The organism is Haloarchaeobius amylolyticus (assembly GCF_026616195.1).
GTDB classification, from domain to species: Archaea; Halobacteriota; Halobacteria; order Halobacteriales; family Natrialbaceae; genus Haloarchaeobius; species Haloarchaeobius amylolyticus.
Map to the genome: position 1 here is coordinate 720,814 of NZ_JANHDH010000003.1, position 24,548 is coordinate 745,361.

The following is a 24,548-nucleotide window of genomic DNA, read 5'->3' on the forward strand; positions in this document are numbered from 1 at the left end:
TCTCACAAGTCGTGCTAGCATACCACATGATTCTGACGCGTCGGTACGCTCATTTCCCCGACGGCTGTCTGGGCGAGTATGTCGGACGACCACGAGCAGGCCGGCGGGCCACGGGAGGCGTTCGAACTCCTCGGGCACGACCTCCGCCTCGAGATACTGCTCGCGTTCCTGGACCGCTGGCGGGCGGCCCACACCGAGCCACAGCGCTACTCGGACCTGATGCGCGCCGTCGACCTGCAGGACAGCGGGAAGTTCAACTACCACCTCGGGCGCCTCCGCGGGAGCTACCTGCGACAGACCGAGGACGGCTACGTGCCGACCGCCAGCGCGACGGCCCTCCACCGCGCCGTGCTCGCCAACCGGCCGACCGAGGCCGCGCCACGGTCGACCATCGACTCCGAAGTCGCCTGTCCCGAGTGTGGGGGCGAGACCACCGCCACCTACGAGGGTGACTTCTTCTCGCTCCGGTGTCCCTCCTGCGACGACCTCGTCGACGGGTTCACCTACCCCTTCCCGAAGAACGGCCTCGACGGGCGGAGCGACGAGGCGGTGTTGCAGGCGGTGTACGACCGCGCCCGGACCCAGGTCGGGCTGGCGCGTCGGGGGCAGTGTCCCGACTGTGCGGGGACGACGACCGTCACCATCGGGCCCGATGCCCTCGACGACCCCGACGCCTATCCGGTCGGAATCTCCTGCGAGACGTGCACGTGGATCGTCGAGTCCGGGTTCTACCTGCCACTGCTCTCGGACGCAGGCGTCGCGGCAGGACTGGTCGACGTCGGCCTCCCGGTCGAGGAGGCGTTCCACTGGGAGTTCCCCGACCCGGAAGCGTGCGTCGTCGACGACGACCCCATGACGGTCGAACTCCGAGTCGAAGCCGAAGACGGGACGGCGACCGTCGTGGTCGACGGGGACCTCGACGTCCAGTCAGTGGACGTCACCGAGGAAAGCGGGTAGGCGCCTCAGACCGGCTGGTCGGGCGCGTGGACCGTCACGACGGGCACCGAGGCCAGCCTGACGACGCGTTCGGTGACGCTCCCGAGCAGGTAGCGGTCCAGTCCCGTCCGGCCGTGGGTCCCCATCACGATGCAGTCCACGTCGTTCTCCTCGGCGTACTCGACGATGGCGCGGTAGGGCGACCCGTGGACGACGCTCGACTTCGTCACGGTGCCACCACTGGACTCGATGTGTGCCCCGAGGCGTTCGATGGCCTGCTCGCCGGCGTTCTCGAGTTCGTCGGTGATGTAGGCCGATTCGACGCCGCCGGGGGCGGCGGTCGTATCGACGGCGTTGATGACGTGGATATCGGCGTCCATCGCGCTGGCGAACGTGGCCGCGTGCTCCGCGGCGGCCATGGCGCTCTCGCTCCCGTCGGTCGGCACGAGCAGTCGCTCGAAGGCGGCCTCGGCCGGCATGGCGGTCTCCTCGTGGACCGTGACGACAGGGACGGACGCGGTGCGGATGGTCCGTTCCGTGACGCTCCCGAGGACGTACCGGTCGAAGCCGGTGCGCCCGTGGGTCCCCATCACGATGCAGTCCACGTCGTTGTCGTCGACGTACCGGGCCAGCACCTCGTGAATCTGGTCCGGTTCGTCGAGGATGGCGGTGGTCGGCTCGATGCCTGCCTCCGTCACGACCGCCCGGGTCTCCTCGACGTGCTCCGCGGCCGCCGCCGTGGCCTCGGCCTCCGAGGGGGCGAACAGGCGCTCTCGTTGCTCCGGTACGTGCACCACGTCGACGGCCGCCCCGAACCGCCGTGCCAGCGCGGCCGCACACTCGGCCGCGGTCAGTGCAGCCTCGCTCCCGTCCGTCGGCACCAGTATCCTCTCGTACATGTGACCTCTATTTCACTAGACGGGTTCGGACAGTGTCAAACCTGTCGTTGAATCCCGTGACACGGGAGGGAAGTATCCGGTACGTCTGACACGTGTCACTTGAATGGGTGTGTTAATCATGCACACGGTTCTTGTCCCACTGCCTCTGTGATACAATCGCAGTTCACACGACCATGACAGTGAACGACACGCCCGATAACGACCTCGCATCGCTCTTCGTGGAACTGACTGGCGAGACCACCGTGGTCGAGCCCCAGACCGACGACTCTCACGGCGTCCTCGACGCCGACGAGGGTGCCGCCGTCACCGAGGCCATGCGGAACAACGGACTGGACGACGCACTGGCAGAGCCGGACGTCGATTGAGACCGATGCCATGACCTGCTGACGCGGCTCGACGGGTCGCCTGTGGGGGGCACGGGCCGGTGCCGGGACGGCATCCCCGCCACCGCGCCCACCCGTCGCGCCCGAATCCTGTCACACTGCGGCGGCGACCGCCGCCCGCCGCGCCACGTGGGCTGGTTGTCCCACGTCCGTTCTGCATCACGCCTTCTCGGTATCGTGCTCACGCGCATCTCGGCAGCCGAACGTGTTCGATTCCCGGACGGTCTCCGACCCGACCCAATCGCCGGACTAGCAACACCCTTTTTCAATCTTCGACGCGAAGTAACATCCATGCAACAAGCGTGGATTCAGCTGCGGTGTCCGGCGTGTGAGGAAGGGTGGGAAGCGAACCCGGCTGACCTCCCCGAGCCGAAGCAGGAGTACACGTGCAAGCACTGCGACGATACCCGCAAGATGGCGGAGTTCACGCAGACCCAGACGGACCTGCGCATCCTGAAGGAGTTCCACGGGGTCTGATTCTCGGTCGTCGGCCGCTGGCCGGCGGTCTCGGCACTCAATCGTCGGCCATCGGCTGGTCCGGCCGGTACTCCCGGCTGATGGCCTTCCACTTGCCCGTCGAGAACCGGTAGTAGTTGATGGCGGCGGGCACGAACGTCTCGGCCGCGAACGACAGGTACAGCCCGAACAGCCCCAGCGCCGTCGTCGCGCCGAGGTAGGCGACCGGGATGGTGAACCCGAACATCCCGAGCACCTGGCTGTAGAACGGCCAGCGCGTGTCGCCACTGGCGTCGAGCGGCCCCGCGGTCGCGGACTTGACGCCCTGGCCGACCACCGCGAAGCAGGCGGCGTAGACCAGCGCCACCGCGATGGGGACCGCCGGGTCGTTCGGGTTGTCGACGAACAGCCGGACGATGGGTTCCGCGAAGACGCCGACGAGCAGACCGGCGACGGCGTAGGTCGCAACCGAGAACACGATGACGCCCCTTGCGTAGGACTCCGCCTCGGCCTCGTCGCCGGCACCGAGTTCCTGCCCGACGAGGCTGCTCGACGCCAGCGCGAAGCCCCAGCCGGGCGTGTTCATGATGCCCCAGATGCGCCGGCTGATGACGTAGGCCGCGAGGACGGTCGACCCGAACATGCCGACGATGGCGAGCATCGGGAACTTCGCGACCGTCCAGACCATGTTGCGGCCGATGACCGGCACGCCGATCTTGACGAGCTGGCGGAGGTTCTCGAGGTCGGCGTACCGGCCGATGGGCGATACCTGGACCGGGAGCGCCCCGACGCCCGGCAGGCGACCTGACAGCAGTGCGACGACGAAGGTGGTCGTCACGAGGACGTTCGCGAGGACGGTCCCGAGGGCGGCCCCCGTCACGCCCATGCCGAGTTCGAAGATGAAGACGGCGTTGAGCGCGACGTTCGCCACGGCCCCACCGGAGCGAAGCAGCATCGGGGTCCAGGCGTCGTCGACGCCGATGTAGATGCGGCTCCCGATGAGGTTGAGCGCGGCGAAGGGGACGCCGAAGGAGAGTACCCGGAGGTACTGGGCCCCGAGGTCGACGACCTGCGGGTCGCTGGAGAGCACGTCGATAAGCTGGGTCGGGAAGAAGTGGAAGACAGTCATGACCGGGATGGTCACCACCACCACGAGGAGGACGCTCGACCGGATGGCCTGTGCGAGCTCGTCGTGGGCGTCCGCGCCGTATCGCTGGGAGACGAGCGCGATGGTACCCGCGGCGAAGCCGCCGCCGAGCGAGAAGGCGATGCCCCAGAACGGCGACGCCAGCCCGACGCCGGAGATGGCCAGCGGCCCGATGGCGATGCCGACCATCGCCACGTCGACCGCGTTCTTCGACATCCGGGCGATGCCGGTGACGATGCGCGGCCAGGAGAGTTCCGTGGTCCGCTTCACGTGGTCGCGCCGGAGCAGGCCGAGCCGGGCGAGTCCGAACCCTATCCAGAGGAGCAACAGGCGAATCGGGTTCGGAAGTCTGCGCATACCGGGACTATTTCGAACCGAAACAAATGTGTTGCGCCTCCGGACCTTCGTGTGGGGAGATGCCCAGTACCACGCGGACGACTGACAGGCCGAACGATTTTTTGTCGCCTGCACGAAGAGGCAAACGAATGTCCGACGGGAGGGACCCCGCAGTTTCGGCCGGCGCGCCCGACCGCGAGTCGGTCGCACCGCCGCCGTCGTTCGTCGCACAGGCGAACGTGACGGACCCCGACATCTACCGGGAGTTCGACGAGGAGTGGCCGGAGTGCTGGCGACGTGCGGCCGACAGGCTGACCTGGACCAGCCAGTACGATTCCGTGCTCTCGACAGCGGATGGCATCGACTGGTTCCCGGGCGGGGAACTCAACGCCTCGTACAACTGCGTCGACCGCCACGTCGAGGCCGGGCGGAAGAACCACGCCGCCATCAAGTGGGAGGGCAAACTCGGCGAGACCCGTACCTACACCTACCAGGACCTCTACCGGGAGGTGAACGCCTTCGCGGCCGCCCTCCGAGAGATGGGCGTCGAGGAGGACGACGTGGTGACGCTCTACATGCCGGTCCTCCCCGAACTCGTGGTCGCGATGCTGGCGTGTGCCCGCATCGGCGCGGTCCACTCGGTCGTCTTCGCGGGCTTCTCCGCGGACGCGCTCGCGACGCGCATGGAGAACGCGGGGTCGGCGTTGCTCATCACCTGTGACGGCTACTATCGCCGGGGCACCGCGGTCGACCTCAAGAGCAAGGCGGACAACGCCTGCCTCTCTGTCTCGCAGGACGTCGACCAGGTCGTCGTGGACCGACTCGAGGGGCCCAGCTACCCCGGCGACCACCGCAGCTACGAGGACTGCATCGACGCCCACGACGGGGAGGTCGTCGAGCCGGTCGCCCGCGAGTCCGGCGACCTGCTGTTCTACATCTACACCTCCGGGACGACCGGCGAACCGACCGAGGTCCGCCACACGACCGGCGGCTACCTCTCGCACGTCGCCTGGACGAGCCACGCCGTCTTCGACCTCGAGCCGAGCGACACCCACTGGTGTACCGCCGACGTGGGCTGGATCACCGGGCACTCCTACGTGGTGTACGGCCCCCTCGCCATCGGCGCGACGACCGTCCTCTTCGAGGGGACGCCCGACCCGCCCGGCAAGGACCGCTTCTGGGAGGTCATCGAGCGCAACGCGGTCGACGTGTTCTACACCGCCCCCACGTCCATCCGGGCGTTCATGAAGTGGGGCGAGGAGGTCCCCGCGAGACACGACCTCTCCAGCCTGCGCCTGCTCGGGTCGGTCGGGGAGAGCATCGACGCGACCGCCTGGGAGTGGTACCACGAGCACATCGGGGGCGGCGAGTGCCCCATCGTGGACACGTGGTGGCAGACCGAGACCGGCGGCGTGATGCTGTCGACGCTGCCCGGCGTCGACGAGATGCGACCCGGGTCGGTCGGTCGCCCCCTCCCCGGCATCGACGCCGAGGTCGTCGACGAGTTCGGCGAGGAAGCCCCGACAGGGGAATCGGGCCAGCTCGTCGTGACGAAGCCTTGGCCCGGCATGCCCGTGGCCCTCCGTGAGGGGACCGACTGGGCCCGGACCGCCCGCGGCGACCCCGACGACGAGCACTGGGCGTACTCGACGGGAGACGGCGCGGTCGCGGACGAGGACGGCTACGTCACCCTGCTCGGCCGGCTGGACGACGTGGTGAACGTCTCCGGCCGCCGACTGGGCACCACCGAGATAGAGTCGGCCATCATCGGCGTCGAGGGCATCGCCGAGGCCGCCGTCGTCGGCGGCGAGGACGACCTGAAGGGGACGACCATCCACGCCTACGTCAGCCCGGCCGCGAACGTCGCCGGGACCGACGACCTGCGCCAGCAGGTCCGGGCGGCCGTCGAGGACGCCATCGGCCCGGTCGCGGTGCCCGAGGAGATCACGTTCACCTCCGCGCTCCCGAAGACCCGGTCCGGCAAGATACTCCGCCGGTACCTCGAGGCCATCGCCAACGGCGAACAGCCCGAGGACACGAGTTCGCTCCGCAATCCCGAGGTCGTCGGCGAACTCGAGTCGCTCGTCGACGAGTGATTTCGGGTCTTCAGAAACAGACGAAACTCGAATCGCGTCTGAACGTCCCGAAGCCTCCCGAGAGGCCATCCACTGGCTCCACCCGGCCAACACAGGCCGAATATTTATTCGCAATCGCCGAGAAACACGAAACGACTGATGTCACCCGGCCAGCACGACGAGTGCCTGACCCCTCGGGAGTTCGACGCTCTCAGGCGCGCCACCGAGACCTACCGCGAGGACCTGGTGGTGTCGCTGGCGGGACTCGTCGGGCTGCGGCCGGCCGAGCTGGCCCGCCTGCGCCCGGGTGACCTGACGGAACACGTCTGGAACGGACAGACCCACCACCTGCTCACGGTCCGGGAGACGCCCGGCGACGAGGGCGACGGCCAGCAGGAGACCCGCCGCGCGTACGTCCCGGACCGCGTCGCCCACGACCTCCGGAAGTTCGCGAACGCAGAGGGCGTCGCCGAGGACGACCCGCTGTTCGACGTGAGCGCCCGGCGCCTCCAGATGCTCGTCTCGCAGGCGGCAGACCGGACCGACGACGACCGCCTCGCCGCGGTCTCCTCGCGGGACCTGCGCCAGCACTTCGCGCACCGGTCGCTCGTCTACGACGGCGTCCCGGCCCGGGTCGTGCAGGCGGTCGGCGGCTGGAACAGCCTGGAGAGCCTCGACCAGTTCCTCACCGACCCCGACGAATCGGACATCGTGGCGGCCTTCGCCGGGGAGTCGGGGACCAGTAGGACGTCGCAGGCGGCCGGAAGACACGACGCATGGAACCACCCCGAACCAGCCCGCCAGCGCCAGCAGTCCGGGTCCGCCGAGCTGGTCGACTGCGTCGACGCGCTCGGGCAGGCGCTGGCCGACGCGGCGACCCGAGACGAGGTCGAGACCGCGGCCTGTGGGGCGCTCGCGGACCACTTCGCGGGCGTCTGGCTCTGCGACGAGGAGGGGACGGTGCGCGCGCACGCCGGGACCGGTCTCGGCGACGAGTCGGACACGGCGGTCGGGGAGGCCATCGTCGAGGCCGACGCCATCCGGAGCCTCACCGACGACGCCCAGGAGGCGGTGGTCGTCCCCGCACCTGCGGGGGCGCTGCCGACCGGTGCCGGCCACTCCCTCTGTATCGTCGCCGTTCGCGCCGGCGAGACGGTCCACGGCCTCCTCTGCGCGGCGACCCGGGCCACCGACGATTCGACCAGACGGGTGCTGGTCGACGCCGGTCGGCGGGTCGGCCGGACCCTCACCGGCGTCGAGCGAAAGCGCCTCCTGCTGGCGGACACCGGCGTCGAGTTGACCTTCCGGTGTGCGGACCGGCGCTCGTTCCTCGTCGACACCGCGGTCGCGCTCGACTGCACCCTCGAACTGGAGGGCGTGGTCCCGGGGAACGACGGCTCCCTCTTGCACTTCGTCACGGTCGACGGCGCGAGCGTCGGCGACGTGCTGGAGCACGCCGACGGGACCGGCGCGGTCGCCGGGAGCCGTCTCGTCCGGGACTACGGCGAGCACGCCCTGCTGGAGTTCGTCGTCGACGGGCCGGCCATCGCGCCGACGCTGGTCGAACGCGGCGGGACGGTCCGCAGCCTCAGCGTGCAGGACGGGAACGCCCGCGTGACCAGCGTCTTCTCGGACCGGACCGACGTCCGGGCCGTCGTCGATGCCGTGACCGACGCCTTCGCCGATTCGCGGCTGCTGGCCAAGCGCGAGGTCGAACAGCCGGTTCCGACGACCGCGGAGGTCGAACAGGTCGTCGACGAGGACCTCACGGAGAAGCAACGGACCGTCCTCCGGGCGGCGTTCCTCGCCGGCTACTTCGAGTGGCCGCGCGGGAGCACCGCCGAGGAGCTGGCCGCCTCGATGGACATCTCCTCGCCGACCCTGCACAACCACCTCCGGAAGGCCCAGCAGAAGCTACTGACCGCGGTGTTCGAGGACACCGACCGTCCCGTCGACCGGGGCTAACTGTCTAGTGTCGCGCCGGCGCCAGCCGGCGTCTCTATTTCCGATAGTAACGGCGCGGAACAGAGAAACTGTTCGAGCGGGGCTGAAACGGCTGTTCTGGTCGAGATTCCATAATTAGTTCCCGCTTTTTTAGTGCGGACTGTGTATCGTTGTGCTGTACCATGACAGGGGACGACACCGACGTCGAACTGGAGGCACGGCTCGAGGAGCAGGAACGGTTCGAACCGTCCACCTCGTTCGTCGAGCAGGCGAACGTCTCGGACGCGGACATCTACGAGACGTTCGAGGAGAACTGGCCGCAGTGCTGGGAGGGCGCGGCCTCGCTGCTCGACTGGGACGAGGAGTACGACACCGTACTCGACGACTCGAACCCGCCGTTCTTCGAGTGGTTCACCGGCGGCTCGCTCAACGCCTCGGCGAACTGTCTCGACCGACACCTCGACGAGCGAGGCGACGAGACCGCCATCCAGTGGGTCGGGGAGCCGACCGACGAGGCCGACCGGAGCTACACGTACCGAGAGCTCCATCGCGAGGTGAACGAGTTCGCGGCGGCCCTGCGCGAGCTGGGCGTCGGCGAGGACGACGTGGTGACGATGTACATGCCGATGATCCCAGAGTTGCCCATCGCCATGCTGGCGTGTGCCCGCATCGGTGCGCCCCACTCGGTCGTCTTCGCGGGCTTCTCCGCTGAGGCGCTCGCGACCCGCATGAACGCGGCGGACTCGGAGTACCTCGTCACGTGTGACGGCTACTACCGCCGCGGCGACGCCCTCGAACACAAGGAGAAGGCCGACGAGGGCCTCGCGGGCGTGGAACACGAGGTCTCGGACGTGGTCGTGGCCGACCGACTCGGCGACGCCTACGACCACCCGATGGGCGACGACCACCACGACTACGACGACCTCGTCGCCCAGCACGAGGGCGCCGAGGTCGACCCGGTCGAGCGCGACGCCGAGGACATGCTGTTCCTCATGTACACGTCCGGGACGACCGGGAAACCGAAGGGCGTCAAGCACACCACGGGCGGCTACCTCTCGTGGGCGGCGTGGACCTCCCAGGCCGTCCTCGACATCAAGCCCGAGGACACGTACTTCTGCTCGGCCGACATCGGCTGGATCACCGGCCACAGCTACATCGTCTACGGTCCCCTCGCGCTCGGGACGACGACGATGATGTACGAGGGGACGCCGGACTACCCCGAGCAGGACCGGCTCTGGGAGATCATCGAGGAGTACGAGGCGACCCAGCTCTACACCGCGCCGACCGCCATCCGGGCGTTCATGAAGTGGGGGTCGGAGTACCCCGACCGACACGACCTCTCCAGCCTGCGCCTGCTGGGCACCGTCGGTGAGCCCATCAACCCGCGGGCGTGGAAGTGGTACTACAAGCACATCGGGAACGAGGAGTGCCCCGTCGTGGACACGTGGTGGCAGACCGAGACGGGCGGCATGATGGTCACCACGCTCCCCGGCGTCAAGGACATGAAGCCCGGCTCCGCCGGCCCGCCGCTCCCGGGCGTCGACGTCCGCATCGTCGACGGTGCGGGCGACGAGGTCGAACCCGGCCGCGCCGGCTACCTCACCGTCCAGAAGCCGTGGCCGGGCATGCTCCGGACCCTGTACCAGAACGACGAGCGCTACATCCAGGAGTACTGGGCCGAGTACTCGGACACCGACAGCGACGACCCCGAGGACTGGGTGTACTTCCCGGAGGACGGCGCGAAGATCGACGAGGACGGCTACATCACCGTCCTCGGCCGCGTCGACGACGTCATCAACGTCTCCGGCCACCGGCTGGGCACGATGGAGGTCGAATCTGCCATCGTCGGCGTCGAGGGCGTCGCCGAGGCCGCCGTCGTCGGCGGGAAGCACGAGATCAAGGGCGAGGCGGTCTACGCCTACGTCATCACCGAGGACGGCTACGAGGAGGGCGAGGACCTCCGCCAGCGCATCGTTCAGGGGGTCGAGGACGCAATCGGCCCCATCGCCCGGCCCGAGGCGGTCATCTTCACGCCGGAGCTGCCGAAGACCCGGTCCGGGAAGATCATGCGGCGACTGCTCGAGGACATCGCCAACGGCGACGAACTCGGCAACACCTCGACGCTCCGGAACCCCGAGATCGTCGAGGAGATCGCGGCGAAGGTCGCGGACGACTGAGCCGCTGACGACCGCCGGCCCCCACGCCGGCACCGGATAACTCGCACACCATCGGTTCTCGCAGCGACCGACCCAGCGACAGCCACATCCACATCACGACACGCATGTCAGAGACGAACACGCAAACCGCGCAACGCCCCGACCAGGGCGACGACGCGGCCGCACGCGAACAGGACATCGACTATCTGGAGGCGGAGATAAACATCTTCAAGCCCGCGACGCCGTTCATGCGCGACCACCTGAAGGTCGTCTGGGCGACGTTCCTCGCCTGGGTGCTGTTCATCTTCGGGCCGGTGACGGCCACCGCCATCGCGCCCGACCTGATGACCGAGACCATCGTCCTCGGCTTCCAGCTCCACTTCTTCCTGACGGCCATCGGCGCGCCGGCCGGGGCACTGCTCCTGTCGGTCGTCTACGCCCGCCAGCGCGACGCGCTGGACGACAAGTTCGGCATCGACCACTCGGCAGACCAGTCCGAGTCAGAATCACAGGCGGTCGCCGCCGACGGGGGTGACGAACAGTGATGCCCGACGTCGTCCTCCAGATCGGCGAGACCGGCCTCGACGCCGGCTTCAAGGCCATCCCCGCGGCCATCACCGCCGGGATGCTCCTGCTGTTCCTGAGCATCGGCTACGTGTTCCGCGTTGCCGACACCGACGGCCTCTGGGTCGCCGGACGTTCCATCGGGAACATCGAGAACGGCATGGCAATCGGCGCGAACTGGATGTCCGCCGCATCCTACCTCGGGGTGGCTGGCCTCGTCGGCTTGGCGGGCTACTACGGCCTCGCGTACCTGGTCGGCTGGACGGCGGGCTTCTTCATCCTGCTCATCTTCATGGCCGCCCAGTTCCGCCGGTTCGGCAAGTACACCGCCCCGGACTTCATCGGTGACCGCTTCTACTCCGACGGCGCCCGCGCCATCGCGGCGTTCACCACCATCCTCATCGGGTTCGTCTACGCGGTCGGCCAGGGCCGCGGCATGGGCCTGATGTCCATCTACCTGTTCGGGACCGACTACACGACCGGCGTCGTCTTGCTCATGGGCATCACCATCGTGTACGTCGCGCTCTCGGGGATGCTCGGCGCGACCAAGAACATGGCCGTGCAGTACGTCATCCTCATCCTCGCGTTCCTCGCCGGCCTCTACGCGGTCGGCTGGTCGCAGGGCTACTCGACGGTCCTGCCCTACATCGAGTTCGGCAACGAGGCGACCTACGTCGCCACGCAGCTCTCCGCGGAGTTCTCCGCACCCTTCGCGAACGCCTCCTACTTCGTCTGGGTGGCGACCGCGTTCACCCTCATCGTCGGGACCTGTGGCTTACCACACGTCCTCGTGCGGTTCTACACCGTCGAGAACGAACGGACCGCCCGCTGGTCCTGTGTCTGGGGCCTGTTCTTCATCTGCCTGCTCTACTGGGGCACCGCCGCCTACGCGGCCTTCGGCGGCATCCTCGCCCAGGAGTCCGGCGTCAGCCCGAACGACGCCCTGTTCACGGGCACGCAGTCCGACGTGCTGGTCGTGCTGACGGCCCAGCTGGCGAACCTGCCGCAGTGGCTCGTCGGCCTCGTCGCCGCCGGGGCGGTCGCCGCCGCACTGGCGACGACCGCGGGGCTGTTCATCGCCGCCTCCTCGGCCGCCGCACACGACATCTACACGAACATCATCAACGAGGACGCCACCCAGCGCCAGCAGCTGCTCGTCGGCCGCGCGACCATCGTCACGCTCGGCGTGCTGGTCACGGTCGTCGCGCTCAACCCGCCGGCGCTCATCGGCGAACTCGTCTCCATGGCGTTCGCGATCGCCGGCTCGGTGCTGTTCCCGGTCTTCTTCCTCGGCCTGTGGTGGGAGAAGACCAACCGGAAGGGCGCCATCGCCGGTATGCTGACCGGGCTCGGGTTCTCCCTGCTCGGCATCGTGAACGAGGTCCTGCCGGGCTACGTCGGCTTCATCGACGGCGAGGTGCTCTCCCAGACCCTCGCGACCGTCATCCCGGCGACCTCCTCCGCGCTCGTCGCGGTCCCGGTCGTCTTCGCCGTCATCGTCGGCGTCTCGTGGGCGACGGAGGAACCCCCGGAGGACATCAAGAAACTGGTCCGCCAGTGTCACAGCCCCGAACCCATGCAGCGCATGGAGTCGGCGGAACAGGTCGTGAGTGACGGCTCGAACACCCCTGCAGACGACTGACCATGACCGAGAGAATACTCATCCCGACGGACGGTAGCGCGACGGCGGAGGTCGCCGTCGAGAAGGCACTCGAACTGGCCGAACTGTACGACGCGACGGTGTACGCCCTCTACGTGGTGGACACCATCGCGATGGACCTGAGCCTCGGTACCGAACAGGTCGACCGCATCCGGGCGGGCAAGTTCGGCGAGATGACCGAGGTCGAGGACCAGGCCCGCAGCGCCACCAGCCGGGTGGCCGAGGCGGCCCGCGACCGCGGCCTCGACGTCGAGGAGCACTTCCGCGCCGGCCGGCCCCACTCGGTCATCGCCGACTTCGCGGAGGACCTCGACGTGGACCTCATCGTGATGGGGAGCCACGGTCGCTCCGGCGTCCGGCGCGCCCTGCTCGGCAGCGTCACCGAGCGCGTCCTGCGCTCGACCCACCGACCCGTGCTCGTGGTCGACGAGCGCGAGCACGAGGGCGAAGTCGATGACTGAGCAGCGCCAGGCCGGCCAGCCCGGTCAGTCCGGGCGCTCGCTCGCCGACCTCGCTGAGGCGGCCCGGGACCACGTCCGCGAACACGACGCGGGGATGGCGGTCGACCTCGCGTTCGCGCTTGCCTGGGTGACGCTGGTGACCCTGCTGTTCGAGGTCCTTTCGGGCCCGTCGTGGGCCTACCAGCTGACCATGGCCGCCGGCGTCGTCGCCTACTACGGCTTCTTCGCGTCGCTGTCGGTGGCGAAGGCCCGGCAGTAGTCCCACTGTTCTCTACGTTTCTCGTCATCGGACGAATCCTCCTGGTCGGAGCACCGGCCGGGCTAGCTCTCGGGCCTGCTGGTGAATACCGGCACGGCCCGGGCCACGAACCGGTCGACCAGCTCGCTGTGGCGCATGAGGACCGTCCCGAGGATGCTCGTCACGAGGACGTAGCCGACGGTGAACGCCGGAATCGTCTCCGTGAGGACGACGGTCGTCCCGGCGGTCGCGAGGAACGCGGCGATGACCAGCGAGAACTCGCCCCGGGGTGTCAGGGCACAGCCGACCCTGATGGCCCGGGACCGGTCGAGGCCGTAGGCGCGTCCGGCGAGGTAGCCACTGACGAGTTGCCCGAGGACCGTGACGACGACGGCGATGGCGACGAACCCGCCCGTCTCGAACAACGCGGCCGGGTTCGTCTGGAGCCCGATGACGAAGAAGAACGTCGCGGCGAAGAGGTCCCGGATGGGCGCGGCGAGCCGTTCGACGCGCTGGCTGTGTCGCGTCCGGCCGAAGGCCGTCCCGACGACGAACGCCGCGACGGCCTCGCTGACCCCGACCATCAGCCCCGCCCCCGCGACGACGGCCCCGACCCCGAGGACGCCCAGGAGGAACACCTCGGAGGACTCCGTCCCGAAGGCGCGTTCGAGCACGCTGGCACCCAGGTAGGCGGCGACGAGCAGGACGACGAGGAACGCGACCGACCGGGAGATGGAGAGGGCGATGGCCCCGACGTCGGCCCCGCCGAGGAGGAACACGGACAGCACGGCGAACCCGAGTGCCGTGAGCACGTCCTCGATGACGATGACGCCGAGGATCGCCTGGCTCTCGGGGTCGACCACCCAGCCGAGGTCGATGAGCGACTTCGCGATGACGACCGTCGAGGAGTTGAACACGACGAGCGCGAGAAAGCCCGCCTCCAGCAGCGAGAACCCCATCGCGAGCCCGAGGAGGAGCCCGAGCGGGAGGCTGATACCGACGTCGACGACGCCGGCGCGCAGGAACCGCCGCCGGTTCGAGGCGAGCTGGTCGAGGCTCAGCTCCAGTCCGACGAAGAACAGGAGCAGGACGACGCCCAGTTCCGCGAGCAGTCGAACGGGTGCGGGGCCGTCGAGCAGGGTCAGCGAGACGCCGCCGACGCTGGGCGCGTACGGCCCGACGAGTATCCCCAGCAGGATGTACGCGGGGATGACGGACTGCCGGAGCCGCAGTGCGGCCGCCGCTCCGATTGCGAGGAGACAGAAGAGGAGCCCGGCAGTGAAGAGGAGGTTCGGTTCGACCACGGTAACATATCGGGCTCTCGGACAGATGAACCTAGCTCCCGGCGAGCAGTCTGGCGAACTCGTCGTGTGACTCGTCCGACCCGACGGTGACGAGCACGTCCCCGGCCCGGATGTCGGTGTCCGAGGCCGGGTTCGAGAGGGTGGCCTCGCCGCGCTGGATGGCGAGGATGGTAACCCCCGTCAGGCTCCGGACCCCGGTATCCCGGATGGTCTGCCCCGCGACCGGTGAAGCCTCGCTCACGCTGACCCAGCGGATCCTGGCGTTCTCCAGCGCCTCGTCGAGGTCGTCGTCCTCGTGGAGGTACGTCCCGTCGAATATCTCGGCGAGCTTGCGCGCCTGTGACTCGGTGGTCTCGAACAGCTCCTCGCTGTCGGCCGCGTCGTCCTCCCGCCAGAACGTCTGCCTGCGCCCGTCGGTGTGCAACACGACGACGAACTCGCCGCCCGCAGGGAACGAGATGGTGTACCGCTTGCCGACGCCGGGCAGGTGCGTCTCGAATACCTTCATGGAACCAGTACGCGCGAGAAGCATATCGGATTTCCGTCGTCATGTCGAACTGCTGTCTCTCCTGGCTGGTTCCAGGGCGCGTGATTCACCGTCTGGGCAGCCCATTCAATCGCGATTTTAAGCTATCGGAATCAGTACCTTTCATCCCCGTGAAGGGTACCGTGTATGCCTCGCAGCCCTCCACTGCGACGAACAGCAGCATCGGACAGTCAGCGCCCGCCTGACAGGCAGGTCCCCCACACGCCCGCGTCGGAGGTGGGTCGATGAACGCCCGCCAGACGGTCGTCCTCGGCGTCGTGGCCCTCGCGCTCTCGGGTGGCCTCGTCGTCGCCGTGGGCGGATTCGTCGGTACCGGCCCCAGCCAGGGCGACACCGTCCCCGCGACGACCACGCCCGGACAGGGAACCGACGACCCGCAGACGACCCAGCCGACCACGAGCGAGCCTGTCGAAGAGCCACGGCTCCAGTACAGCGGCGACGCCATCTCGCTCGAGACCGCGCGCGAGCAGGTCGTCCGCGGGCAGGTCGACCTCCCCGAGGGGACCGAGGTGACCATGCGGATGCGTTCGACCGACAGCGAGAACCCGTTCCTGCTCACGTCCAGTGCGACCGTGGGCGACGATGGTTCCATCGCGGCGACGTTCGACCTCGCCGGCCTCGACGGGAATTCGACCGCGAACCTGACGGTCCGCCACGATGGCTCGACGCTCGTGGCCGCGCCGGTCGCGGTCAGCTACGTCGAGTCCGCGGCTCCCGACGAGGCCGAGTCGGCCGCCACCGTCCAGTACGAGGGTGACCGGCTCACCCTGGAACCGCAGGACGACCAGGAGATCCGCGCCACGACCGACCTCGACGCCGGCACCGACCTCACCGTCCGCGTCGTCTCGACCGGCAGCGGCCAGCCGTTCATCCGGTCGCTGACCGCGACCGTCGACGAGGACGGGCGCGTCGTCACCAGCGTCGACCTCTCCAGTATCGAAGCCGGCACCGAGTTCGAGGTGCGACTCGTCCACGAGGACGAGACGCTCGCGACCGTACCCGGAGTCGTCGGCGCAGACGGGAACGAGACCACCGCCGAGTTCGTCCACGCCACCGGCGAGGTCGGCGCCTGAAGACGGCACGACACCTGCAGACAGTACGACGGCGAAGGCCGTCACGCTGATCGCTTCACCCGGCCGGCCATTGCCCCTGCCCAGCTGCTCAGCGCCATTCCACCACGGCGCCGGCCGTCCCGACTGCAATCGCCGGGATGCGGGCCGACCCGAGCGTGAGGGCGGTGAGCCGTCGCTCGACCGGGTGCCCCGACTGGCGCCAGCCGTCTTCGTCGTTGGCGTAGATTCGCCCGGCCGCGTCGCTCGCCAGCCCCTCGAACCGGTTCCGCTGGACCGCGAGCAGGGTCGCATCACCGACCCGCGACCGGTGCCAGGACCCGCTATCCTGCCTGAACAGGGCGCCGTCGTCCCCCGCGACCGTCACGCTCCCGCCGACCGGCGTGAGCGCCGCGAAGTCCGTGTCCGCAGCCCCGATGCCGATTCGGTGCCAGTCGCCGGGCACCGACTCGTGGTAGACGCCCTGGTTCGTGTCGCAGACGTAGGCGTCGCCACCGCTGGAGAACGCGCCGGCGGTGATGCTGGACCCACCCCCTGGTTCGGTCGGGGTGGACCAGTCGACACTGCCGCCGCCGAACTGCCCCGTCACGACCTCTCCGGACCCGTTGGTGACCAGGAGTCGCTCCTGCCCGGCGAGGCCGTCGACCCCGACGGCGGTCCAGCGGTCGGTCCGGTCGCCCGGGGTCGAGTACTCCATCACGCGGGTCTGGTAGACGCGACACCGGAGGACGGTCCCGCGGTCGCCACAGAGCCAGACGGTCCGGCCGTTGTTCGACGCCGCGACGTCCGTGAGGTCGTCCACGCCGTCGGGCAGGGCGCCGGAGCGGTCGGCCCAGCCCGCGGGCGTCCGGACGAGGAACGTCCCGTCTTCGCCGACCGCGTAGGCCCCGTCGGCAGCCGTCGTCACCCCCGAGAGCGACGCGGCCGCCGGTTCGGTCAGCCTGGCGTCGTCCCGGAGGTCGATTCGCTGCCAGCCGGGTGGTTCGCGGCCGAGGCAGCCGGCCGTCGCGGTGAGCGCGCCGGTCCCAAGTGTCGCCAGCGCCGCCAGCGCGCCCCGCCGCGACCAGTCGGTCACGACGGTCGCTCCCCCGGCGGCGTGAACGCGCCGGGTGCCGAGGTGCGCTTGACGAGCGTCGCGACGCGGATGACGTACCCGAACAGGACCGAGAAGGGGCTGAACGCGACCGCCAGGGTCGCACTGACGATGAGGAGTAGCGGCACCTCGTGGGCGACCGGCGGGTACCCGCTCGCGTAGAACATGATGACCAGCGTCGAGGAGAGGAACGCGGCCATCCCCGTGTACGCCACGTACCGCGAGAGGGCGGCGAGTTCCTGCTGGAGGTAGAGCACCTTGTAGTACTGGCGGGTCACGTCCAGCAGTTCGATGAGCATCCGGAGTTCCGTGAGGGACTGCTCGCCGGCCGCGACGCTTCGCTGTTCGGCACGCCTGAGTGCCGCGTCGATGCCCGAGAGGTCGCTGTCGATCATGCTCGCGATGAGGGGGAACAGCCGGACGTTCCCACCCCGGTCCGCGAGCAGGTCGCGCGTCGGCGCGATGGTGGCCTTCGTCCGGTCGAGCAGGCCGGCCAGCGCGTCCTCCCCGTCGTCGCCGTCGTCGCCGGCGTGGGTGACGGCCTCTCGGAGCGTCTCGATCCGGGCCGAGATCAACTCGAGCACAAGGTCGAGGAACCGGGCGGGGTCGGTCGGCGGGACCTCGACCCCCGGCGCGAGCGCCGCCACCCGCTCGCGGAACTCGCGGATGTCGTGGATGCGCTCGGCGAGGTCGCCCGGCGGGTCGAACAGCCGCGAGGTCGTGAGCTGGTTGACGGTCACGACGATGGGGACGAACGAGAACAGCCCCGCGATGATGGTGCTGAACATGGTCGTGACGAAGCGACTCTCACGGACGCCGATGACGTCGGTCAGCCCGAGCAGGAGGGCGATGAGGAAGACGACGACCGTGACCGCGCCGGTGATGACCCAGCGGTTGCCGGTGACGAGGAACCACCGTCGCCAGCGTCGCTGGTTCCCGGGGTCCCGGAGGTAGCCCACCGCGAGTCTGGTACCCACCAGGAGGATGCTCGCCAGCACCCCGAGGACCGGTCTGAACGCCTGTGCGATGCCGACGAGGGTCCGGAGGAGACCGCGTCCGGACCCGTCCTCGCGGTCACTCACGGATGTGCCACGTCGTCGGCGGAGAGGTCGGTGTCCGGGTCGAAGGTGCGGCGGTACAGGTCGGCCACCAGCGTCCGTATCTGGTGCAACCGGTCACGGGGAGCCTCTGTGCAGTGGGTCCCACATCTCGCGATCGGCGTGCCTCCCGCGAGGGTACGATACTGGAGGTGCCCGTAGCAGTCCGGACAGCGCAACTCGACGTGGCCGCGCATCCAGCCGACCTCGTGGCCGCAGCGGTCGAGGCGCTCGACGAGGGTCAGCCAGACGACCATGTCCCAGGCGTTCACCCCGTCGGACGCCCGCTTCAGCCGCCGCAGGGCGAGGGCGGCGCGGCTCTGGAGGTCGCCCCCGGGCGTCGCGTCCTTCTCCCGGTCGTGACAGCGCCGGAAGTGGGTGAGCAACGCCGTCGTCGAGGAACACCGCGCGCCGAGGGTGAGGTCGCCGGTGTCCGGCTCCTCGGCGAAGCGGTCCGGGACCGGGGTGTGAAAGCCCCGTCCCCGCTCGTCGTAGTGAGTGGTGTTCGAGAGCGATGCGCCGGTCTTGGGACAGAAGGCGTGGTTTCCCTTCATTGCTCGAGTGGGCCGGGTGGTCGCTGTGGCCCGGTGCGTCATCGTACCAGACCGACGCGGAAAAACCTAGGAAACTGTATAGAAAACATAGTATAATAGTAGAAAATATACTGGTGATACCGAACTTATGGAGAAACGCAACTTTCTGTATCGCGTAGAAGTACCGGAATTCAATCTTCAAAAGTTCGAACAGTACCACAAATTACCAATACTAACTATCGTTCGCAAAATCATATCAGAACAGAGTGTTCGAACATATTGATTCTGTCAACAACTTTTCCGGCGCGGTGGCCTACCGCCGCCCGCATGTCGACGCAACATCGGCCCACGGGACCCTGGCACTGGTACGTCGTCGTCGGGTACCCTATCGTCGGTCTCGTGGCGGTCGCCGCACTCGCACTGTTCGCCAGACGGGCGCCGCCGTTCGCGACGACGCTGGCGGCGGTCGCTGCCGTCGCCGGATTGACCTCCCTGACGGGCGTCGCCTACCCGGCGCTGTACTTCGACTGCCGGGCGCTCCGGGCCACCACGCACTGGCGGCCCCGCTGGAGGCGGTACGTCGGGCTCGGTATCGTCCTCCCGTTCTTGCTCGGTGGCATCGCCGGCTACGCGAGCGGGCTCGCGGTCGGGCTGCTCACGGTCCTGGTCGCGGTCCCCGTCGCCGCGCTGGCCGTGACCATCGCGTACCTCGTCCGGCGGAACCGCGCCGTCGGGCTCGACCCCGTCGGTATCGCCCCGCGAAAGTAGTTCAGGAATCTAAGCAGTCTCCACGGTTTTTACCCATCGATGGGCTAGGCGGCGGTGGACGCGGACCCGGGACGACGCGCCCCGAGCGCGGATGACCTCCCGGCGTCACCAGTTGCTCCTGTAGCTCCCCCGAGTGTCCAGCGCCGCGACACCGACCCCACCAGTCACACCCATGGCCCCTGCCCAGCACCTCGTCACGACCAGCATCGCCGCCGTCCAACCACCTGCGACGCTCCTCGGCGTCGTGGTCCACCTCGTCGTCGGCACCCTCGCCGGCCTCTGGACGGCTCTGCGCATGGCGTGGGACACGTGGTGGGCACTCGTCCTCGGGTTCACACTCACCGGCGCGGTCGAGCAGTTCGTCACCGCCGAGCAACTCCGCCGACACCTCGGCGAGGACGACTGGCGCTCGGTCGCGCTCGGGACGCTCCTCGGCGCGGCCTCCTCGAGCTGTTCGTTCTCGGCCGTCGCCACCAGCAAGAACCTGTTCAAGAAGGGCGCCTCCCCCGCCGCGAGCCTCGGGGCGTTCCAGTTCGCGAGCACGGACCTCGTCGTCGAGATCGGCCTCGCGATGTGGGTGCTGCTCGGCTGGCAGTTCGTGGCGGCGGACTTCTTCGGCGGCATCGTCGCCGTGGCCGTCCTCGCGTGGGTCTACGTCCGGCTCGTTCCCGAGGACTGGTTCGAGGAAGCACGCGAACACGTCCGCGAGGTCGAGGCGCCGACCTGTGCGGCCTGCGGGATGGTTGCCCCGCCCGACGACGCGGACACCGTGGTCGAGTCCGTCGAGTCGGGGACGGCGTACTTCTGCTGCGGTGGCTGCCGGGGCGCCTACGACCCGGACCGCGGGCAGGACCGCCCCTCACTGCTCTCGACGACCGCGTGGCGGCGCGCCGCCGGCCACACGATGAAGGAGTGGGACATGCTCTGGGACGACATCGTCCTCGGGTTCCTCGTCGCGGGACTGCTCGCCGGCCTCGTCCCGACCACCTGGTGGACGGCCCTGTTCGGCCTCGGCGGCCCGACCGGCGGGTTCTCGTGGGTCGTCACGAGCGTCGTCGTCGGTGTCGTCGTCGGCATCGCGACGTTCCTCTGCTCGGTCGGCAACGTCCCCTTCGCGCTCGTGCTGTGGACCCACGGCGTCGCCTTCGGTGGCGTCCTCTCGTTCATCTTCGCCGACCTCGTCATCCCGCCCATCGTCGACGCCTACCGGCGCTACTACGGGGGCCGACTCGCCGGCGTCATGTTCCTGACCACCTGTCTCGCGGCGGTCGTCGCGGGCGTCGCGGTCCACTACGTCTTCGGTGGCCTCGGCCTGATTCCGCCGGCGGGACAGGTCGGCGGGACCGCCCCCGACGCACTGACCGTCGTGCTGAACCTCCTGCTGACGCCGGTCTTCCTCGTGCAGGTCTACGTCGGCTTCGGCCCGGCGCACCTCCGGGCGTTCGCACGCGACAACGTGGTCCACGTCGCCGGCGCCCTGTTCTACCTCGAACAGGCCGTCGACTGGCTCGGGTCGCTCGTCGACGGCGTCCGGGGGCGACCATGAGCGACGACGTGCGCCACGTCCCGGCGTGGGAGGGCGGCCCGACGACCGTCGTCGAGCGCGCCTCGACCGGCCGGGCGGCCCTCGCGACCGTCCTGCTGTTCGCCGCGGGGGCCGGCCTGGCCCAGGCGTTCCTCCCCGTCGCGCTCCTCGCGGCGGGCCTCGGCCCCGTCGGCATCGGCCTCTGTGCCGGTTTCGTCCTCGCGGCCGACGCGGTCCTCGCCTCGCTGCCCACCGAACAAAGTCGGCTCACGACACTCGCAGTCGGCGGCTGTGCGTCCCTCGGGGCGACCGCCTGGGTTCTCGTCCCGGCCCTGGCGCCACTCCTGGCCGGAGCGACCGCCGTGACCGGGACCGTCGCCGTCCGGGCCTGGCGGCCAGCCGACGGAACCGCGGCCGGAACCCACGGCTGGCGGCTCGCCCTCGCAGCCGTCTTCGCCGGCCTGCTGGCCGCGACCGGGACGGTGACGACCGGCTTCTCGGTGTTCGCCGGCCTCGTCGCCGCCGTCGGAGTCACCGCGGTCGTGGTCGCCGGCGTCGTCGACACCCCGACGGTTCCGCGCACACGCGAGCGCCCCGGCCGACTCCGGCCACCCAGTGCCCTCGGCTGGGCGGTCGCCGAACTCACCACGTCGCAGCGCCGCGCCCTGACGGCGACGGTCCTCGTCCGCACCGCCGAGGCTGCCATCGGGACCTTCCTCGTCGTCTGGTTGCTCGCCTGGCCCCGGCCGACCCTCGCGCTGGCCGGGACCACGCTCGGTCCGGCCAGTACGGCGGCCCTCGTCCTCGGCGTGGTGTCCCTCGGTGCGCTGGTCGGGCACCACGGGCGGGCCCGTCTCGTCGCCCGGTTCGGCCCCGAGTCGGTACTCGCCGCGGCTGCCCTCGTGGTGACGGTCGTCCCCCTGCTCCTCGCCGGGCCTGCGACCGAACCACTGTCCATCCTCGCGGTCCTCGGCTGCTACGGTCTCCGGCACGGAGCGGAGCCACTTCGGGCTCGGCTCCTCGATGGTCAGATCGGAGCCCTCGCGACGCCAGCCCCGCCGTGGACCCGTGGCCTCGGGACCCTCGTCGTCGCCCTCGGGCCAGCCCTCGGCGGGGTGCTCTACGCTCTCTCGCCGACGCTGCTGTTCAGCGCGGCCGGCGCGGTCGGCCTCCTCGCGGTCCACCAGTACGTCCACCTGTTCGGGTGGCAGCCGGGCCACGCCCCGGGTGGTGGCCGATGACCGGCCCGGTCGACCCCGGCTCCGGTCCCGGTCCCGGCCCCGGCGACCGGGGTGCTGGTGCCCGGCCGTCCCGGCGGCGGCTCGTCCATGCCCTGTTCACGGGCGTCGACCACCTGACCGTCGGCCGGCGGTTCGTAGTCTTCGGCGTGCTGTTCGGCTTCCTCGGCGCGCTCGACGCCCTCATGCTCCGGTTCTCGCTGCTGACGCCCACGGCCACCCTGTGGTCGCGTGGCACCTACGACGCGCTGTTCACGACCCACGGCATCACGATGCTGTTCCTCGCGGCGACCCCGGTCCTGCTCGGGCTGGCGAGCGCGCTCCTACCGCCACTGCTCGACGCCGAGGAGGTCGCCTTCCCGCGGGTGAACGCCCTCGCCTGCTGGCTGCTCGTCCCGGCCGCGGTCCTCGTCCGGGCCGGCCTCGTCGCCGACCTGGTCGGGCTGGCCGGCGTCCGACCTGCAGCAGTCGGCTGGACGCTCTACGCACCGATGAGCGTCGCCGCGAGCAACCCGGCCGTCGACGCGCTCCTCGTCGGCCTGCACCTCACGGGAATCGCCGCCACGCTCAGCGCGGTCGTCCTGCTCGTGACGGTCGTGACCGAGCGCGGCCCCGGCGTCGGCTGGGACGACGTCGACGCCTTCGGCTGGTCGGTCCTCACCACGGCCGCGATGATCCTGTTCGCCTACCCCGTCCTCGAGAGCGCCCTCGTCATGCTGCTCGCCGACCGGACCGTCGGCACGACCTTCTTCCTCGGTGACGGTGGCGGCGCACTGCTCTGGCAGCACCTGTTCTGGTTCTTCGGCCACCCCGAGGTCTACATCCTCGTGCTGCCCCCGATGGGCATCATCAGTCGCGTCCTGCCCGCGTTCGCGGGCCGAAGACTCCACGGCGAGGCCGCGATGGTCTACTCGACGGTCGCCATCGGCGTCCTCGGCTTCGCCGTCTGGGGCCACCACATGTTCACGACCGGGATGGACCCCCGCGTCCAGGCGAGCTTCATGGCGCTCACCCTCGTCATCGCGGTCCCCTCCGCGGTGAAGACCCTCGACTGGTTGCTGACGCTCCGGGGCGCCGCGCTCCGGTTGACCGCCCCGGCGCTGTTCTGTCTCGCCGCGGTCGCCAACCTCGTCCTCGGCGGGGTGACCGGCGTCCTCCTCGCGGCGACCCCCCTCGACCGGGTCTACCACGGGACCTACTACGTCGTCGGCCACTTCCACCTGCTGCTGGTCGGCACGAGCGCGTTCGCGACCCTCGGCGGGTGCTACTACTGGTTCCCGCTCCTGACCGGCCGGCTGTACGACCGGACCCTCGCCCGGGTGCACTTCTGGCTCACCGCGGTCGGCACCCTCGGGACGTTCCTCCCGATGCTGGCGCTCGGCCTCGGGGGGCTCCCGCGCCGGTTCGCGACCTACCCCATCGAGTTCCTCCCCCTGCAGGCAGTCTCGACCGTCTTCGCGCTCGTCCTCGGCGGGGCACAGCTGCTCTGGCTCTACAACGTCCTCGCCTCGTGGTGGGCCGGTCCCCGCGTCACGACGGGTGACGTGTGGGACGTGGTCGACACGCCCGCGCCCTCCCGCGAGTGGGAGTGGCTCGACCACCGACTGGCCCCGGGGTCGACGACCGACGCCGCCGCCAGCGAGGTGTCGAACTGATGCCGTTCCCGGCCGAGCCCGTCCCGGACGGTGCCCTGTTCGCCCCACACCACTTCCTCTACCCGCTCTACCTCGTGCTGCTGTGCAGTGCGCGCAAGTGGGACCTCTACCCCCGTGACGAGCCCCTGCTCGTGACCGGCAGCGCCCTCCTCGGGCTGTTCGGGTGGGTCCACCTCTGGCGGTACTACCCGGTCGCCGGTGCGACGACCTGTCTGCTCGCGGTCTGTGGCGTGCTCGTCGGCGCGGCCGTCACGACCCGCTACGGCCGCCGGTACCGGGCGACCGTCGGGGTCCTCGCGCTGGCGAGCCTCGACGACGCGGTCTCCCACGCCTTCGGCGTCTGGACGCCCCTCGACTGGCTGTGGGGACTCGCCCTCGCGCTCCCCTGACTGGGCAGCTCCGCGACCCCGGATTACCCTCGTTCCCCGATATGGCACGACACCCACTGCGCTACCGCGACGGT

General features: G+C 69.6%; 23 protein-coding genes. 16 read left to right on the forward strand and 7 right to left on the reverse strand.

Annotated features, from left to right (window positions below; translation table 11 throughout):
* The first annotated feature begins 78 nt into the window (after positions 1-78).
* Positions 79-957 (forward strand): DUF7351 domain-containing protein, encoded by an 879-nt coding sequence (locus NOV86_RS21170; protein ID WP_267643817.1) that lies wholly within the window; start codon positions 79-81, stop codon positions 955-957.
* Positions 958-962: 5 nt separating this feature from the next.
* Here the strand turns inward: NOV86_RS21170 and NOV86_RS21175 are convergent, their stop codons facing one another.
* Entirely contained in the window at positions 963-1,835 is an 873-nt protein-coding gene (locus tag NOV86_RS21175) for a universal stress protein (RefSeq protein WP_267643818.1), read from the reverse strand.
* A 173-nt stretch (positions 1,836-2,008) separates the two neighbouring features.
* Between NOV86_RS21175 and NOV86_RS21180 the strand changes: the two genes are divergently transcribed.
* Entirely contained in the window at positions 2,009-2,200 is a 192-nt protein-coding gene (locus NOV86_RS21180) for a hypothetical protein (protein WP_267643819.1), read from the forward strand.
* 309 nt (positions 2,201-2,509) lie between these two features.
* Positions 2,510-2,695, forward strand: a complete 186-nt coding sequence (locus tag NOV86_RS21185; RefSeq protein ID WP_267643820.1) for a DUF7836 family putative zinc-binding protein — start codon at positions 2,510-2,512, stop codon at positions 2,693-2,695.
* 37 nt (positions 2,696-2,732) lie between these two features.
* Here the strand turns inward: NOV86_RS21185 and NOV86_RS21190 are convergent, their stop codons facing one another.
* Entirely contained in the window at positions 2,733-4,178 is a 1,446-nt protein-coding gene (locus tag NOV86_RS21190) for an MATE family efflux transporter (RefSeq protein ID WP_267643821.1), read from the reverse strand.
* A 128-nt stretch (positions 4,179-4,306) separates the two neighbouring features.
* Between NOV86_RS21190 and acs (NOV86_RS21195) the strand changes: the two genes are divergently transcribed.
* The 7 genes from acs (NOV86_RS21195) to NOV86_RS21225 all read left to right on the forward strand — a co-directional run bounded on the left by acs (NOV86_RS21195) (position 4,307) and on the right by NOV86_RS21225 (position 13,276).
* Positions 4,307-6,253, forward strand: a complete 1,947-nt coding sequence (gene acs / locus NOV86_RS21195) for an acetate--CoA ligase (RefSeq protein WP_267643822.1) — start codon at positions 4,307-4,309, stop codon at positions 6,251-6,253.
* A 138-nt stretch (positions 6,254-6,391) separates the two neighbouring features.
* Positions 6,392-8,197, forward strand: a complete 1,806-nt coding sequence (locus NOV86_RS21200; protein WP_267643823.1) for a bacterio-opsin activator domain-containing protein — start codon at positions 6,392-6,394, stop codon at positions 8,195-8,197.
* Positions 8,198-8,358: 161 nt separating this feature from the next.
* Positions 8,359-10,353, forward strand: a complete 1,995-nt coding sequence (gene acs, locus NOV86_RS21205; RefSeq protein WP_267643824.1) for an acetate--CoA ligase — start codon at positions 8,359-8,361, stop codon at positions 10,351-10,353.
* Between the two features lie 104 nt (positions 10,354-10,457).
* Positions 10,458-10,877 (forward strand): DUF4212 domain-containing protein, encoded by a 420-nt coding sequence (locus NOV86_RS21210; protein WP_267643825.1) that lies wholly within the window; start codon positions 10,458-10,460, stop codon positions 10,875-10,877.
* Positions 10,877-12,538, forward strand: a complete 1,662-nt coding sequence (locus NOV86_RS21215) for a sodium:solute symporter family transporter (protein ID WP_267643826.1) — start codon at positions 10,877-10,879, stop codon at positions 12,536-12,538. The genes NOV86_RS21210 and NOV86_RS21215 overlap by 1 nt, the downstream gene beginning before the upstream one ends.
* Before the next feature lie 2 nt (positions 12,539-12,540).
* On the forward strand, positions 12,541-13,017 hold the full coding sequence (locus tag NOV86_RS21220) for a universal stress protein (protein WP_267643827.1): 477 nt from the start codon (positions 12,541-12,543) through the stop codon (positions 13,015-13,017).
* A complete protein-coding gene (locus NOV86_RS21225) occupies positions 13,010-13,276 on the forward strand; it encodes a DUF8119 family protein (protein ID WP_267643828.1) in 267 nt (88 codons plus the stop codon). The genes NOV86_RS21220 and NOV86_RS21225 overlap by 8 nt, the downstream gene beginning before the upstream one ends.
* Before the next feature lie 62 nt (positions 13,277-13,338).
* On the opposite strand, the gene NOV86_RS21230 is transcribed toward NOV86_RS21225, so the two are convergent.
* Together NOV86_RS21230 and NOV86_RS21235 are read right to left on the reverse strand one after the other, a co-directional pair.
* A complete protein-coding gene (locus NOV86_RS21230; RefSeq protein WP_267643829.1) occupies positions 13,339-14,559 on the reverse strand; it encodes a cation:proton antiporter in 1,221 nt (406 codons plus the stop codon).
* Positions 14,560-14,590: 31 nt separating this feature from the next.
* Positions 14,591-15,067, reverse strand: coding sequence for a cation:proton antiporter regulatory subunit (locus NOV86_RS21235; protein WP_267643830.1), 477 nt, complete (start codon positions 15,065-15,067; stop codon positions 14,591-14,593).
* Between the two features lie 263 nt (positions 15,068-15,330).
* Here NOV86_RS21235 and NOV86_RS21240 point away from each other — a divergent pair, with 263 nt between their 5' ends.
* The gene (locus NOV86_RS21240) at positions 15,331-16,179 is read left to right on the forward strand and encodes a BGTF surface domain-containing protein (RefSeq protein ID WP_267643831.1); all 849 of its coding nucleotides are present in this window, start codon (positions 15,331-15,333) and stop codon (positions 16,177-16,179) included.
* An 88-nt stretch (positions 16,180-16,267) separates the two neighbouring features.
* Here the strand turns inward: NOV86_RS21240 and NOV86_RS21245 are convergent, their stop codons facing one another.
* The 3 genes from NOV86_RS21245 to NOV86_RS21255 are packed head-to-tail and all read right to left on the reverse strand — an operon-like array spanning position 16,268 to position 18,920.
* The gene (locus tag NOV86_RS21245) at positions 16,268-17,251 is read right to left on the reverse strand and encodes a hypothetical protein (RefSeq protein ID WP_267643832.1); all 984 of its coding nucleotides are present in this window, start codon (positions 17,249-17,251) and stop codon (positions 16,268-16,270) included.
* A complete protein-coding gene (locus tag NOV86_RS21250; protein WP_267643833.1) occupies positions 17,248-18,351 on the reverse strand; it encodes a DUF7972 family membrane protein in 1,104 nt (367 codons plus the stop codon). Before NOV86_RS21250 ends, NOV86_RS21245 begins: the two co-directional genes overlap by 4 nt.
* A complete protein-coding gene (locus NOV86_RS21255) occupies positions 18,348-18,920 on the reverse strand; it encodes a hypothetical protein (RefSeq protein ID WP_267643834.1) in 573 nt (190 codons plus the stop codon). Before NOV86_RS21255 ends, NOV86_RS21250 begins: the two co-directional genes overlap by 4 nt.
* Before the next feature lie 306 nt (positions 18,921-19,226).
* Between NOV86_RS21255 and NOV86_RS21260 the strand changes: the two genes are divergently transcribed.
* The 5 genes from NOV86_RS21260 (at position 19,227) to NOV86_RS21280 (ending at position 24,474) form a co-directional block, all read left to right on the forward strand.
* Positions 19,227-19,667, forward strand: a complete 441-nt coding sequence (locus NOV86_RS21260; RefSeq protein WP_267643835.1) for a hypothetical protein — start codon at positions 19,227-19,229, stop codon at positions 19,665-19,667.
* 172 nt (positions 19,668-19,839) lie between these two features.
* On the forward strand, positions 19,840-21,213 hold the full coding sequence (locus NOV86_RS21265) for a permease (RefSeq protein WP_267643836.1): 1,374 nt from the start codon (positions 19,840-19,842) through the stop codon (positions 21,211-21,213).
* Positions 21,210-22,433 (forward strand): hypothetical protein, encoded by a 1,224-nt coding sequence (locus NOV86_RS21270; RefSeq protein ID WP_267643837.1) that lies wholly within the window; start codon positions 21,210-21,212, stop codon positions 22,431-22,433. Before NOV86_RS21265 ends, NOV86_RS21270 begins: the two co-directional genes overlap by 4 nt.
* Positions 22,430-24,085: a cytochrome c oxidase subunit I gene (locus NOV86_RS21275; protein ID WP_267643838.1), complete on the forward strand. Its 1,656-nt coding sequence runs from the start codon at positions 22,430-22,432 to the stop codon at positions 24,083-24,085. The genes NOV86_RS21270 and NOV86_RS21275 overlap by 4 nt, the downstream gene beginning before the upstream one ends.
* Positions 24,085-24,474 (forward strand): hypothetical protein, encoded by a 390-nt coding sequence (locus tag NOV86_RS21280; protein ID WP_267643839.1) that lies wholly within the window; start codon positions 24,085-24,087, stop codon positions 24,472-24,474. The genes NOV86_RS21275 and NOV86_RS21280 overlap by 1 nt, the downstream gene beginning before the upstream one ends.
* The last annotated feature ends 74 nt before the right edge of the window (positions 24,475-24,548 follow it).

Bases quoted from the DNA above. Each gene is read 5' to 3' on its own strand.
- NOV86_RS21170 (WP_267643817.1), top strand. From the start codon at position 79: ATGTCGGACGACCACGAGCAGGCCGGCGGGCCACGGGAGGCGTTCGAA.
- NOV86_RS21175 (WP_267643818.1), bottom strand. From the start codon at position 1,835: ATGTACGAGAGGATACTGGTGCCGACGGACGGGAGCGAGGCTGCACTG.
- NOV86_RS21180 (WP_267643819.1), top strand. From the start codon at position 2,009: ATGACAGTGAACGACACGCCCGATAACGACCTCGCATCGCTCTTCGTG.
- NOV86_RS21185 (WP_267643820.1), top strand. From the start codon at position 2,510: ATGCAACAAGCGTGGATTCAGCTGCGGTGTCCGGCGTGTGAGGAAGGG.
- NOV86_RS21190 (WP_267643821.1), bottom strand. From the start codon at position 4,178: ATGCGCAGACTTCCGAACCCGATTCGCCTGTTGCTCCTCTGGATAGGG.
- acs (WP_267643822.1), top strand. From the start codon at position 4,307: ATGTCCGACGGGAGGGACCCCGCAGTTTCGGCCGGCGCGCCCGACCGC.
- NOV86_RS21200 (WP_267643823.1), top strand. From the start codon at position 6,392: ATGTCACCCGGCCAGCACGACGAGTGCCTGACCCCTCGGGAGTTCGAC.
- acs (WP_267643824.1), top strand. From the start codon at position 8,359: ATGACAGGGGACGACACCGACGTCGAACTGGAGGCACGGCTCGAGGAG.
- NOV86_RS21210 (WP_267643825.1), top strand. From the start codon at position 10,458: ATGTCAGAGACGAACACGCAAACCGCGCAACGCCCCGACCAGGGCGAC.
- NOV86_RS21215 (WP_267643826.1), top strand. From the start codon at position 10,877: ATGCCCGACGTCGTCCTCCAGATCGGCGAGACCGGCCTCGACGCCGGC.
- NOV86_RS21220 (WP_267643827.1), top strand. From the start codon at position 12,541: ATGACCGAGAGAATACTCATCCCGACGGACGGTAGCGCGACGGCGGAG.
- NOV86_RS21225 (WP_267643828.1), top strand. From the start codon at position 13,010: ATGACTGAGCAGCGCCAGGCCGGCCAGCCCGGTCAGTCCGGGCGCTCG.
- NOV86_RS21235 (WP_267643830.1), bottom strand. From the start codon at position 15,067: ATGAAGGTATTCGAGACGCACCTGCCCGGCGTCGGCAAGCGGTACACC.
- NOV86_RS21240 (WP_267643831.1), top strand. From the start codon at position 15,331: ATGAACGCCCGCCAGACGGTCGTCCTCGGCGTCGTGGCCCTCGCGCTC.
- NOV86_RS21255 (WP_267643834.1), bottom strand. From the start codon at position 18,920: ATGAAGGGAAACCACGCCTTCTGTCCCAAGACCGGCGCATCGCTCTCG.
- NOV86_RS21260 (WP_267643835.1), top strand. From the start codon at position 19,227: ATGTCGACGCAACATCGGCCCACGGGACCCTGGCACTGGTACGTCGTC.
- NOV86_RS21265 (WP_267643836.1), top strand. From the start codon at position 19,840: ATGGCCCCTGCCCAGCACCTCGTCACGACCAGCATCGCCGCCGTCCAA.
- NOV86_RS21270 (WP_267643837.1), top strand. From the start codon at position 21,210: ATGAGCGACGACGTGCGCCACGTCCCGGCGTGGGAGGGCGGCCCGACG.
- NOV86_RS21275 (WP_267643838.1), top strand. From the start codon at position 22,430: ATGACCGGCCCGGTCGACCCCGGCTCCGGTCCCGGTCCCGGCCCCGGC.
- NOV86_RS21280 (WP_267643839.1), top strand. From the start codon at position 24,085: ATGCCGTTCCCGGCCGAGCCCGTCCCGGACGGTGCCCTGTTCGCCCCA.